10 protein-coding genes are annotated in these 12,567 nt (G+C 45.6%); 3 read left to right on the top strand and 7 right to left on the bottom strand.

The window, feature by feature from the left end; translation table 11 throughout:
* Positions 1-85 precede the first annotated feature (85 nt).
* Positions 86-1,036: a hypothetical protein gene (locus OSC7112_RS20945; RefSeq protein WP_015177783.1), complete on the top strand. Its 951-nt coding sequence runs from the start codon at positions 86-88 to the stop codon at positions 1,034-1,036.
* Positions 1,037-1,264: 228 nt separating this feature from the next.
* Positions 1,265-1,933 (top strand): hypothetical protein, encoded by a 669-nt coding sequence (locus OSC7112_RS20940; protein ID WP_015177782.1) that lies wholly within the window; start codon positions 1,265-1,267, stop codon positions 1,931-1,933.
* 129 nt (positions 1,934-2,062) lie between these two features.
* Here the strand turns inward: OSC7112_RS20940 and OSC7112_RS20935 are convergent, their stop codons facing one another.
* The 3 genes from OSC7112_RS20935 to glpX form a co-directional block, all read right to left on the bottom strand.
* Entirely contained in the window at positions 2,063-5,083 is a 3,021-nt protein-coding gene (locus OSC7112_RS20935; protein WP_015177781.1) for a UPF0182 family protein, read from the bottom strand.
* Positions 5,084-5,334: 251 nt separating this feature from the next.
* Entirely contained in the window at positions 5,335-6,627 is a 1,293-nt protein-coding gene (locus tag OSC7112_RS20930; RefSeq protein ID WP_015177780.1) for a glutamyl-tRNA reductase, read from the bottom strand.
* 145 nt (positions 6,628-6,772) lie between these two features.
* The gene (glpX, locus tag OSC7112_RS20925) at positions 6,773-7,810 is read right to left on the bottom strand and encodes a class II fructose-bisphosphatase (protein ID WP_015177779.1); all 1,038 of its coding nucleotides are present in this window, start codon (positions 7,808-7,810) and stop codon (positions 6,773-6,775) included.
* A 495-nt stretch (positions 7,811-8,305) separates the two neighbouring features.
* Between glpX and OSC7112_RS20915 the strand changes: the two genes are divergently transcribed.
* Positions 8,306-8,923 carry a CP12 domain-containing protein gene (locus OSC7112_RS20915; protein ID WP_015177778.1) on the top strand — a complete coding sequence of 206 codons (618 nt, stop codon included), beginning with the start codon at positions 8,306-8,308 and terminating at the stop codon, positions 8,921-8,923.
* Between the two features lie 120 nt (positions 8,924-9,043).
* Here the strand turns inward: OSC7112_RS20915 and OSC7112_RS20910 are convergent, their stop codons facing one another.
* The 4 genes from OSC7112_RS20910 to OSC7112_RS20895 all read right to left on the bottom strand — a co-directional run bounded on the left by OSC7112_RS20910 (position 9,044) and on the right by OSC7112_RS20895 (position 12,311).
* Positions 9,044-9,430: a VOC family protein gene (locus OSC7112_RS20910; protein ID WP_015177777.1), complete on the bottom strand. Its 387-nt coding sequence runs from the start codon at positions 9,428-9,430 to the stop codon at positions 9,044-9,046.
* 229 nt (positions 9,431-9,659) lie between these two features.
* Positions 9,660-10,331 carry an SOS response-associated peptidase gene (locus OSC7112_RS20905; RefSeq protein WP_015177776.1) on the bottom strand — a complete coding sequence of 224 codons (672 nt, stop codon included), beginning with the start codon at positions 10,329-10,331 and terminating at the stop codon, positions 9,660-9,662.
* Between the two features lie 490 nt (positions 10,332-10,821).
* Entirely contained in the window at positions 10,822-11,766 is a 945-nt protein-coding gene (gene uvsE, locus OSC7112_RS20900; RefSeq protein WP_015177775.1) for a UV DNA damage repair endonuclease UvsE, read from the bottom strand.
* Positions 11,767-12,104: 338 nt separating this feature from the next.
* Entirely contained in the window at positions 12,105-12,311 is a 207-nt protein-coding gene (locus OSC7112_RS20895; protein WP_015177774.1) for a hypothetical protein, read from the bottom strand.
* Positions 12,312-12,567: the final 256 nt, after the last annotated feature.

Here is a 12,567-nt window from a genome sequence, read left to right as displayed (position 1 = left end):
AAAGTTGATTTTTTTATAACCCAAAATTTGTTTAAACTCGATCGATTAAGTGTAAATAACTTATCTGAGCCTATAGGATAAAGTCATGGCTAATCAACTTCCTCCTGTATTGGTAACTTTTGATGCAGATGTTTTAATGACTGGCAGAACCCAAGTGTGGCAAGAATATGCCAAGGTGGGAACTTGCTATATCCCGGAAGTAGTGTACGACGAAATAGATCGTCTGACAGGGCAAGCGGTGGAAAAAGCTCAAGAGCAAGTAGCTAGAGAGTTTATGCGATTTTTTGCCGACAGCGGCTGGATTGCAACTGACGCTCAGGAAACACACCGAGCTCTCGAACCTTCGATCAAAAATCAAAGCAAGCCAGCAATGCTGGTAGTGGCGACGGCTCAGTGCGTTTACGGTTTGGCTCAGGAACACCCGGACGCATTGGTGATTTTTGTGTCCAACAGTCAGCCTCTGCTGAAGCGGCTGGCTTCTGTCGGCGCTACGAATCTCTGCGGGATTACCGGGGCGATGCTGTTAAATTGGGCGAGGAAAGGGGAACGCCCGCCGGCGGCGACTCAGCAATTGCAAAGTTTGATGCGTACTCTCGCCGAACGCAAATCGACTCAGCGCCCTAACAGCAGAATTCAGGATGCTGCTGTTGGTCAAACGGCTACTTCTGCTAGCAAGTTAACGGGAACCCGCGGCGCTTCTGATCTAAAGTCGCCCAGCAGTTTTACTAAAACTAATAAAACGGGTTTGACTCAGAGGCGCAGTGCGAGCTCGCGCCCCAAAACGCCGCCCCGCAGTCGCGAGGAGTCGAAAGATTACGAGCCGGCTGTATATCGCATGAAACATATTACACCTCCGAAAAAAAGGGACAGCGGTTTTCTGTCTACTGTGTTCAATTTTTTGGGAGCGTTATTTTTCTTGACGGTAGCGGTAGGTATTTTGTGGCGAGTGTTCGATGTTAGGGGTTTTAGAAAGACTTTTGTGCCGGCTCTACCACAACCTGTGCAACAATTTGTTAAGTCGATCGACCGTAAATAATCTGGTTTTCTGAAAATTATACCTTCTGATGTGGCTGATTTGCACCTTCGGAAACTGGGATAGCACGCTTGATTAATACATCGGTTCGCTCGCCTAAATATAGCGGTAAGCTGCTCGTGGCGCACGCTACGTTTAGAATTTCTGGCCTTAGTCGGCTGGGAATTTTCAACGGCTACTATCACAACAGAAGATGAACGCTTCACTTTAGTGCTCTAAAAATCCATCGCCATGCTGAACGGGAACCAAATAATTAGTGGATTAGCACTGGCTTTTGCGGGTTTTGCTTATGCTTTAGTATTTTTTGTTCTTCTTCCCTTCAGACAGTACGATTATGCAGCACCACTTGGGGCAATAGCAATGGCGATCGCCCTTACTATAGCCATGAACTGGCTACTATCTGCATCGTTGCTAACTGGGTGGAGTTGGGTAGCTGCATTATTTGGTTTTCAGGTAGCCCTCATGTTTTTTGGTAGCGTGTTTCTGGAAGATGGGCTGTACCTGCCAAATTTGTTGTTTTTTGGAACTACGATCGTAGGATATGCGAGCGTTTATACCAGTTTTTCACAACAAAAAACACTGGTAATTGTAGGTTTATGTACAGTATTTTGCCTAGCTTCAATGTACTTATCTTTGATTGGTGGCTATGTGCTCAAAGGCAAAAATCCGTTTCAGGGTTCTTCTACCCAGATGCTGCCGCTGTTGAATCAAAGGGTAGAAATTATCACCGACAATCCCAAACAATTGTATTTGAATGGTAAAACTGGGGAACTCACGCATATTGACCGTTATGAGGTGACTGTGAAGCTAGATTCTGGAGGAGACGAGAGATTGATGTGGCCCTATGTCGATGTTTGGTGGCAGGATATCAAGGCTGCTAGCGAACAGAAATCGCAGTAATTTATATCGTTTCCGGTTGCATTAGAATCATAAAATTGAGTCAACACTTAACAATCAACCATTCAGTTTTTCGACCTAGAGTCAACAGTCAACAGTCAACAGTCATGACGACTGCAACCGGAATTCATATCATTCACTATTTAAAGCTGGTGCTGTTCCTTCTAGAGGTCGAATAATGGCCGGTTTATTAGTAGATTGTTGCTGAAAAAGTGCCTTGAGTGCCAATTCAAGATTTTCTGCCATGACTATGCGGTTTTCGTAGACAGCAATAACTCTGACTAAAGTTGGCAAACTATTGCGCTCTGCTTCTAAGTAAAGAGGTTCCACATACAGTAAAGATTGTTCAATGGGAATTACTAATAAGTTTCCTTGAAGTGCTTTGGAACCCTGGCGATTCCAGAGAGAGATTTGTTCGGAAATAACCGGATCTTGGTTAATTAAAGCTTCTATTTGTTCCGGGCCGTAAACTAATCGCTGTTTGGGGAACAGATACAGCAGCAATTTTCCGTAATCGCCACCATCCGATCGCCCTGCAATCCAAGCAATTAAATTGTTGCGACTTACTGGTGTAAATGGGAGCAGCAAAATAAATTCTTCTGCTGTTTCCGTTGGCAGTTTGGTAATCAAATAATACGGTGCTACTGGCTGTTGTTCGGTGCCATAAATTTCATTGGGAACTCGCCACAAATCCTCCCGATTGTACAATACTTGCGGGTCTTCCATATGATAAGTTAGCAAGCGTTCTGATTGAATGCTCAACAAATCTACTGGATATCTGATATGTTTGCGGAGAGCCGGAGGCATTTTGTCAAGGGGTTTGAAGAGTCCGGGAAAGATAGCTATCCAACTGTTAATAATCGGATCGGAGGGATAGGCAACGTAGAAGTCAACAGACCCGTTGTAGGCATCAATAACTACTTTGACGGAGTTGCGGATGTAGTTGAAATCATGATTTCCCGGGTCAGAATACGGATAGCGATCGCTCGCTGTATAGGCATCGATAATCCAGTAAAGATAGTTGGGAGATTTATCAGTATCCGAGGGTGAAGGTTTAATCTTGTTGCCATTTCCCTCCCTTTCTTTTTCTATATCATCATGGCTAAGATTGGCGTTGGCTACTACTAAATAAGGGTCGGAATCGTAGCGCAAAAAAGGAGCGATCGCCCGGACTCTTTTATTAATATTTCGGCGGTACAGCAATTTAGTTTCTGGCGTAAAATTGCGGGTAAGCGCCATTTGCCAATTTTTGAGATAATTAGCAAACAGCCAGCGCCGCCACATAGAACCGATCGCAATTCCGCCCCTACCGCTGTAAGTATTGTAAACATTGTCTTCGCCGCTGGGATAGTCGAATTCTTGGACTTTTGTGGGCGCCATCGCGTCTGTATCGGTGATTTCGCCGTAGTAAATTCGCGGGTAGCCGATCGGAATACTGGCCCGAATTCGATCGCTCGTTATTTCCAAAGCAGTCTCTCCTTTCTGGGCTGCAACTCCAATATCTTTGACAAAATAATCGGGTAAACCGCCGACACCGACTCTGTTTACGGGAGAAAGAGTAAAGCCGTAACCGTGAGTGTAAACGAGGTGTTCGTTCACCCAAGTTTGAGCTTCGGGGGCAACTGCTGTGTAATCTAATTCCCGCGCTGCCAGAAACACCTGTTGGCTGTCCGAATCTACCTTTTGTGCTTTTTCATTTTTGATTGTGTAGCGATCGATATCGGCATCAGGAAATGTATAATAGGGTCTGATTTGCTGTAACTGTCGGTTGGTTTGCAGCAGCGGCAGCTTGTCCCACAGCCGGATGTTGCTAATAGTAAGTTGATTTTTTTCTAAGTCGGCATAAGTCAGTTTTCCGGCGGGATCGAATGTTTTTATTTCGATTTTGTTGAGTTCAAAGGCTTCTTTAGTAAAGGCAATACTGCGCTGAATGTACGGCTGTTCTCGTGCTAGTTCGTTGGGTTTAACTAGGAGTTGCTGCACAATTGTTGGCAGCAGCAAAGTTACCAAAAAACTTAAAGTTAGCCAAGCTAAAATAATCTTTTTTATGAGTTCATTTTTTATTTTGAATGGGTAAACCTGGCACAGCATCAAAAGTGCGATCGCCCCCGCCAAAATACTCACAAATCCATAGCAGGGCAGTCGCACCGTCACGTCAGCGTAATTCGCCCCGTAAGTAACGTCTCCCCGGGAATACAGCAATGCGTAGCGCCCCAGCCAGTAGCGGAATGCGGCGGCTAGCATTAAAGCTGCACCCAACCCGTACAAGTGGCGCTGCTGCGATCGAGAAAACCCCAAAAATCTCCCTTGACTCAGGCTATTTCCCGACAGCAAATATGTTAAAGCACAAGATACTAAACTGTACAAAAATACAACTGCCAGCCACCAGCCTAGCAAATCTAAAATTGGCAAAATAAATACATAAAAGCTAATATTTTGATTGAAAAGAGGGTCGGTTGTGTTAAAATTAGTAGGGTGAAAATATTGCAAAACATTTGTCCAGCGACTGGCGGCAATCAGCCCGATCGCCAAACTCAGAAAAAGGGCGATCGCCCGCAGCCAAAAATCAGGCTTAATTACCACAGCTAACATTGTCCCCAGCAGCAAGCCCAACTGCCACCAGCGAGAAAATAGCTGCACCGCCCCATGCTGGATTGACTCAATTCCCAACTGCACCGGCGGTAGAGGTAAATTGTCAACTATACCGAAATAGGCGATACTGCTGGCAGCTAACAGCCCGCAGTGAATTACTGTCAAAGTTGCGATCGAACTCAATCCGAATATAGTCAACAGCAGCCAGGAAAAGGTAATTTGGGATTTAGCAACAGGTATTTCGTAATTATTCCCGGTATTCTTCCCCGTTTTGTTCGCCCTCAGTGAAGCAAATAGCGCCCCCGCAACCGGCGATTTCTTTTCTTCCGCAGGATGTTGCAGGCGGCGGGCTAAAGCCAAATTTCCCAGTAAAAAGCCAGAAGAAACAGCAATTGCGATCGTCCCCAACAACCCTTGAGTTTTGAGCTTTAATAGAAAAACCTGAAGATATCCAACTTCCTGAAACCAGAGAATTTCTGCTGAAATGCGGGAGGCAAACTCAACAACCAGCCATAGCCCCGCAATCAGTAGGATTATTTGATAAATTCGCCTATTAGTCATTAGTTATTAGTTATTAGTCATTAGTTATTGGTTGAATGATAACTGATATCAGGTTCGAGCAATTTACCCTCCCGAATGATGCTTTTGCCGCAAGGGTTAAAGGCATTTTTATTCATGGTAATTGACCGGACATAATATGACTCCTGCTTTCGGGTCAACGGCTAACTGCTTTCGGGTCAACTGACTAATGACCAATGACTAATGACTAATGACCAATGACTAATGACTAATGACAGATGACAGATGACAAACTAGCTGTACTGCTGATTGACATCCACATCCAAATTAAACAGTGTTTGCAAAGTTTGCATCGCTTGCCGCCGCGCCTCAATATCCTGCTGAGCGCGCAACTGTACCATCGGATCGTGCAAAATCTTATTCACAATCCCCCTTGTTAAAGATTCAATCACATCTTGATGTTTCTCCGAAAATTCAGAACCAAGACGCGATAAAGCTTTTTCTAACTCTTGTTCCCGAATCAATTCTATCTTATCCCGCAAACAGCTAATAGTAGGAACAGTTTCTAGGCTGCGCCACCAGAGATCGAAAGCCTCTACTTCCTGTTCCAGCAAGCCCTGAGCTTCCATTGCCATTTTGCGGCGGCTTTCGTGATTTTGAGCTACCACTGCTTTCAAGTCGTCCACATTAAACGATCGCACATTAGCGAGTTCGTTCGCATCCGAGTCAATGTTGCGTGGCACAGAAATATCCACCAACATCAAAGGGCGATTCGGGTCTAAAACCGCTTCCAATTTAGCTTTATTTAACAGCGGATCGGTAGCTGCGGTACTGGTAAAAACCAAGTCAGAACTGGCAATTACCTGCATCATTTCCGAGAGCTGATACAGGTGCAATTGTGCATCTTTAAACTGACCGGCCAACTCCAGGGCGCCCCGCACAGAGCGGTTAACGATCGAAATATGGCTAGCTCCTTTTGAGAGCAAATGCTGCACCAAAAGCCGCGACATTTTGCCAGCACCGATAATTGCAATTTTGCTGCTTGCTAAATTCTGACCCTTCATTTGAGCCAATTCTGCCGCCGCCGAACTGATAGAAACTGCACCGGTACCGATGCTAGTTTCCGTGCGAACTCGTTTCCCTGCTGTGAGAGCTTGCTTGAACAAGCGCTCTAAAATTCTGCCTACACCTTTGTACTGCTGGGCGAGTTTGTGAGTTTGTTTCACCTGAGCCAAAATTTGTCCTTCTCCGAGAACCAAACTATCGAGGCCAGAAGCCACTCGCATCAAGTGCATCACCGCATCTTCGTGCAGCAAAATAAACAGGTGAGGACGCAAAGACTGCACATAAACTTTACTGCATTCTGAAAGGAACTGAATAACCTCTCGCACACCCGGTTCCGACTCGCTGGTAACAATATAAATCTCTAAGCGGTTGCAAGTGCTGAGGATGGCAACCTCTTGAATGTGCGGGTAGCCGCGCAATTGGGCGATCGCCGCTTCAACTTTCTGTTCTGGAATGCTCAGTTTTTCGCGAACTTCTACCGGCGCTGTTTTGTGGCTGAGACCTACGACTGCAATATTCATATCTGTGATTTGTCACTATTTCTTTCTTAGTTGTTAACAGTCACCTGTTATTAGTTCTTAGTTTATCGCTAATTGCTAATCATCGGTGACTGTTAACCGTTAACTGTTAGTGGTTAACATTTAACTGTTAACCACTAACTAATCACTAATTCAATTGCAAAGCTTTCGGGTGGTCAAACATATGGATTGTATCCACAAACCGAGCAGTTTTCGACTGAGAAGAAATTACCAAACTTTCCGTGCGAGCGCCACCGCCAAAGAAGCGAACTCCATCCATCAGCGTTCCGGGAGTAATCCCGCAAGCTGCAAACAGAACTGTTTCTCCAGATGCCAACTCTTCAGCATTGTAAATCTTGTCAGGGTCTGTGATGCCCATCTCTTTAAGTCGAGCTATATTGCTCTCTTTGCTTTCACCGATCAAACCAGTTTTTACAACAGCCGGATCGTAAATTAACTGCCCTTGGAAGTGACCGCCCAAGCAGCGCATTGCTGCTGCGGAAATCACACCTTCCGGTGCTGCGCCAATACCCATAAGTGCGTGGATGTTGGAACCAGAAAACGCGCAAGAAATCGCTGCCGAAACGTCGCCGTCGCTGATCAGCCGAACTCTTGCACCCGCTCCCCGAATTTCATTAATTAAATCTTTGTGCCGGGGGCGATCCATGACCACCACCACCAAATCTTCAATACTGCGGCCGAGGCAATCAGAGATAATTTTGAGGTTTTGAGTGGGCGTTTTGCGAATATCTACATGATTCTTAGCAGCCGCAGGAGCAGCCAATTTGTTCATGTAGAAATCCGGTGCCGCAAACAAACCACCTTTTTCAGAGATTGCCAAAACTGCCATCGAACCGTTTTGACCGTAAGCCACGAGGTTAGTACCTTCGCAGGGGTCAACGGCGATGTCAATTTCTACCAATTCATCTGGGTTACAGAAAGTATGGGCATCCTCGCGGGTACAAATACCTACTTGTTCGCCGATATAAAGCATGGGTGCGTCATCGCGCTCGCCTTCGCCGATCACGATGCGACCGCGCATATGAATTTTGTTCATGCGCTCCCGCATTGCTTCTACAGCCACTCTATCGGCTTCGTCTTTCTCGCCTTTGCCCATCAAGCGAGCGGAGGCGATGGCTGCCTGCTCAACTACTTCGATAATCTCTAAACCGATTACATTGTCCACGAACTAGATCCTCCCAACTGCTGATGCGTGCCTTGTGCTCTTTTGCACTCCCAGCCATCAAGTTTATCAGAGGCGGGGATCTGTGCGAGCGCAAGCAGTTGCTTAGTTTGTGTTAACTTTTGCTTCTTTGATACTGGGGCTGGAAAATCTGAGTCCAACCAGCTCAAAGATCGATCGCCCCAATACTTCACTCTTGCTTGGAGGATCGCACGCTAGCCCCGTATGAGCGATAAATCGCGGATTCCAGGGGGTTCCGGGGGAGCGAGGGGCTGTTTCAGGCAACTTGTGATACCGAGTGCCGTTAAAGGTTTTATGATGAGTTTGCGATCGCACGATTTCTCAGAAACCTGGTGGCTAAACCGGATTTATCGTTACTAAACCCAAAATTTTGGTAGCAACCGAGTTTTTGAGGGTAAGTCCTAATGACGATCGCAAATCAAATGGACAGCCCCAAATCGGGACGCAGTAGACTTTATCAGCGGGAAGGAATAAAAAATGATGATGAAAGCCCAAGATATTATGACAACAGAAGTTGTTACCATTCGCGGTTCAGCAACGGTAGCTGAAGCGGTGGCGATGATGAACGATTTGTGTTTGCGCGCGTTGATTGTGGAACGCCGCCACGAACAAGATGCCTACGGCATTGTGACTGAAACGGATATTGTCTATAAAGTAGCCGCCTACGGAGTAGACCCGAAAAAAGTCCGCGTCTTCGAGATTATGACCAAACCGTGCATTACGGTCAATCCTGACTTGGGCGTGGAATATGTGGCTAGGTTGTTCGCCAATACCCGCATCCGCCGGGCGCCGGTGATTAAGGACGAGCTAGTGGGCATTATTTCGGTCACGGATATATTGACAAAAAGCGATTTTCTTGAGAAGCCAAAGAGTGTTTTATTTGACGAAGCAATCGAACAGGCGATCGCCGATGCCAGAACTATCTGTGCCGAGAAAGGCGTTACCTCTAGAGAGTGCGCGGTAGCGTGGGATATTGTAGAGGAAATGCAGGCTGAGGCTTCTCACCAGCGAGCGATGAAGCTTGAAAAAACGGCTTTTGACGAGTATTGCGAGGAAAATCCCGAAGCTGCTGAAGCGCGGATGTACGAGAGTTAATTTAGTTATTAGTCATTAGCCATTAGTTATTAGTTATCAACTCTTATTTAGGGATTGATAACTAATAGCTAACGCTCGGAAATAGCTGGTTTTCGGCGAGATTCACGAAAAATAAAAAACTTAAGTGTTTGGCCCCATCATACAAAACACATTCAGCTTGTTCCCATCAAGATCCCGAAAATATCCCGCATAAAAACCCGGCAACACGCCTCTTGGCCCGGCAGCTCCTTCATCCTGAGCCCCAAGTTCGATCGCTTTGTTATAAACTAAGTTGACTTTTTCGGGACTGTCAACTTGAAGAGCTATCATTACTCCATTGCCAACAGTTGCTCTGTTACCATCAAATGGTTTTGTAATAGCAAGTGCTGGTCGATCGGGAGAAACGCTCCATGCGATAAATCCCTCAAATTCCATGAATCGTCGAGCGCCAATTTCAGCAAGCAAAGCATCATAAAACTTTGCTGCACTTTCAATATCGTTGGTACCCAGTGTAACGTATCCGATCATATTTTTTGTCTTCTAACTGATGTTAAGATTTAAAAAATGTTTGAGCAAATAACAACTGAGTTATAGCCTTTGGAGCGAAATATGAGGTACTCTAGGCCTCCGTGGGCATAGGGCATACCTCACTTTTTTTATAACCGCTGTAAACTGCTCCTTAGAAAACCAAAGTTACAACTCAAACATTATTTTACATCATAACTCAAAGTATCTCGCTTTTGTCCGCTGCAATGATTTATTGCCGATCGCTAATACATTCGGGAGTGTCTCTACTTGGACTGTTGACGATCGCACTTACGGCCTTTGCTTTCATGGCTTCGGAAGCATAGGGCTTTAACAAAGGCAAAACTTCCCGAGCATTTTTAACAGAAGGATCGAGCCACTGTTCCCAATCGCTGTCGGGCAGAATCACCGGCATTCGATCGTGCATCGGCTGCACTGTTTCGTTAGCAGCGGTAGTAATTATACTGCAAGATACAATGTTTTCTTTTTCGGGAGATTCCCAATTTTCCCACAAACCGGCAAAAGCAAAAGGTTCGCCGTCTGCCTTTTGAAAATAGTAAGGCTGTTTGTTCTTTCCCTGCTGTTGCCATTCGTAGAAACCGTCAGCGACTATCAAACATCGCCTGTGCTTGATGGCGCTGCGAAAAGCAGGTTTTTCGGCTACAGTTTCCGATCGCGCGTTAATCATGCGACTGCCTATTTTCATGTCTTTTGCCCAACTTGGAATCAGACCCCAGCGCATAAATTGAAACTGTCGCTGCATTTTTTGTGGTTCAACTGTTACTGTGGCAACTGATTGAGTTGGGGCGATATTGTATCGCGGTTTGATGTCGGGAACTGCCGACAGTTTGAAGAACTCGGCGATGATTTCACCTGAAGTAGTTAAAGTGTATCTTCCGCACATAATTTATAGTTGGTATTAACGCGGTTTTCTTGCCATTCCGGCAGTTCGACAGTCGGGCAATCCGGCAGTCCGGCAGTCCGGCAGTCCGGCAGTCCGGCAGGGGTTTAAACCCCTGCCTCAAAGCGAAAGTCGGTTAAAACCGACTGGAAATACGAGCTCAATATCTATCTATTTTAGTCCTCTTTTAGAGGACTTTAGCTATGAGACAGGGGTTAAAAACCCCTGTCGGATTGTCGGACTAAACCGGGCGGGACACCCCACAATAAAATTCATTCTTTGTGGAACAGGCCGGAAAGCCTGTTCTTAGGATTTACCGTTAAAAACCCTCTCGGACTGTCACAATAAACCGGGCGGGCGAGACGCCCACCCCACAATAAAATTCATTTTTTGTGGAACAGGCCGGAAAGCCTGTTCTTGCGATTTACCGTTAGGTGGGGGCGGGTTTTCAAGATGATTGGTTTTAGGCAATTATTGTGGGTAAAACCCGCCCCTACGAGACACTGCTAAATTGTAGAACATTCGCACACAACCATTCGGCGCGCAACTTTTCAATAGCTAATTCTTTAAATTTAGCTTCTACTTCAATCCAAGGAGCTTGATAATAGCAATTAGGCATTTCTGTAATTAAATCGCTGTGGCGCGGATCTGCAAAAAAATCTTTTCCATTCGATATGTGTACTAATTGCCATTCAGGAACCGACCAAGTTGTGCGGGCTGCTGCTAGCATTTCGGCTACACTCGGGTCGTCGTAAGTTTCTAAATGTTCGTGAATGACGTGGTGGTGGGCGTCAAAAACCATTGGTACCCCGGTATCGAGACAAACTTCTAAAATTTCCGAGGAACTGTAAGCGTATTCGTCATTTTCAAAGGTTAAGCGCGATCGAATCGATTCGGGTAAATCGCGGATGACTGATTTGAGCTGCGAAGTACGATCGCCCTTGCCGCCGTGAATGTTCATCAGCGCCTGGGGCGATCGGGGCTGTTCCAACATATCTAAAATTAAAGCATGAGTTGCGAGAATTTTAATGCTGTTTTCAACCACAGAAAGCTTGTCGGAACTGAGGACGACAAATTGATCCGGGTGGAGTACCAAACGGATGCCCAAAGACAAAGCGCGATCGCCCGTAGTCCGCAATTCCTCAGTCATGGAGTGTAGCACTGCTTCCCCCAAATCTGTATCTGCAAAAGGGAACAGTGCAGAAGTCATGCGGTAGAGCTTAATGTGATTGACGGAACAGAAGTCGATCGCTTTGTCAAGCCGCTTTAAGTTGTCTGCATAAAGCTCGCGCAATACAGTTTCTTGTTCAGTTTCCGAAAGCTGTAAAAGTCGCTTCCGCGTGACAGTGCGAAAGCGAACTGCATCGGATGTTGTAATGCAGACTAACCCCAATTCCGGCAATTTGTCTTTGTGAAATAGTTGGTTGATTTCGCTCATTTATCAATAATTCCTAACTTGAATTTTAGGTTAAATAGTTTTGTCGTAAGGACTTTAGTCCTTTGTTTTGAAGCTGTTATATCAATTCCGGTTGTATCGGAATGATTAAACCACAGAGGGCACAGAGGACACAGAGAAAGAGAAGAGAGAGATAATAATTCCGATGTCAACGGATTTGATATGAGGTACTACTGAACCTGCCAAAATAGTCCGGCGGAGATTGAAATTGCTGGCGGACTCTGGAAGTGCAAGATGTAATTAGCACAAACCTGATTTTTATCAAACATCTAATCAACAGCGTCGCAGATAGCATATCGATGCCAATTTAATCGATATAACTATTGCTGTTCTTCGCCAGACTCAGCCTCTTCGTCGGGCCGCGCCGTGGCAACAGGATTTTCCATTGCTTCGTTATGGAACGGATAACCGGATGTTTCTTGATTTAGCGGGTCAGCGGGTTGGTCGTCAGGGGATGTAATTTGACCGTTAGTGTTGGTATTGGGTTTTGTGGAAGAGCTTTTATGGCTGGCGTGACCGCTACTCATGTTTTTTTCCTCCATTAGGTCGATCGAACAATTTCTAGCTTAGACTTAGCTGCTGCGGGCGATCGCCTATCTTAAGTCAGAGATGTTGCTTAATAGTTGAGGATGCTATAGTTTTTCTCGGCAAGAGTGCGGTAGATAGGAAAACCGCAGATTAAGGCAGATAAACACAGATTAACGCAGATAATTTCAATATCTCTCTGCGAATGGCGATCGGATTTGGAATTTGTCGGTCGCGTACCTCCCGAAAATTGAGAAA

The sequence above is a fragment of the Oscillatoria nigro-viridis PCC 7112 genome (assembly GCF_000317475.1).
Classification (GTDB): domain Bacteria; phylum Cyanobacteriota; class Cyanobacteriia; order Cyanobacteriales; family Microcoleaceae; genus Microcoleus; species Microcoleus nigroviridis.
This window is presented reverse-complemented; position numbering and strand designations above follow the sequence as displayed.

What these genes read in the sequence shown, in the direction of transcription:
- OSC7112_RS20930 (WP_015177780.1), bottom strand. Translation starts at nt 6,627, where the DNA reads ATGAATATTGCAGTCGTAGGTCTCAGCCACAAAACAGCGCCGGTAGAA.
- uvsE (WP_015177775.1), bottom strand. Translation starts at nt 11,766, where the DNA reads ATGAGCGAAATCAACCAACTATTTCACAAAGACAAATTGCCGGAATTG.
- OSC7112_RS20915 (WP_015177778.1), top strand. Translation starts at nt 8,306, where the DNA reads ATGATGATGAAAGCCCAAGATATTATGACAACAGAAGTTGTTACCATT.
- OSC7112_RS20905 (WP_015177776.1), bottom strand. Translation starts at nt 10,331, where the DNA reads ATGTGCGGAAGATACACTTTAACTACTTCAGGTGAAATCATCGCCGAG.
- OSC7112_RS20940 (WP_015177782.1), top strand. Translation starts at nt 1,265, where the DNA reads ATGCTGAACGGGAACCAAATAATTAGTGGATTAGCACTGGCTTTTGCG.
- OSC7112_RS20935 (WP_015177781.1), bottom strand. Translation starts at nt 5,083, where the DNA reads ATGACTAATAGGCGAATTTATCAAATAATCCTACTGATTGCGGGGCTA.
- OSC7112_RS20910 (WP_015177777.1), bottom strand. Translation starts at nt 9,430, where the DNA reads ATGATCGGATACGTTACACTGGGTACCAACGATATTGAAAGTGCAGCA.
- OSC7112_RS20945 (WP_015177783.1), top strand. Translation starts at nt 86, where the DNA reads ATGGCTAATCAACTTCCTCCTGTATTGGTAACTTTTGATGCAGATGTT.
- OSC7112_RS20895 (WP_015177774.1), bottom strand. Translation starts at nt 12,311, where the DNA reads ATGAGTAGCGGTCACGCCAGCCATAAAAGCTCTTCCACAAAACCCAAT.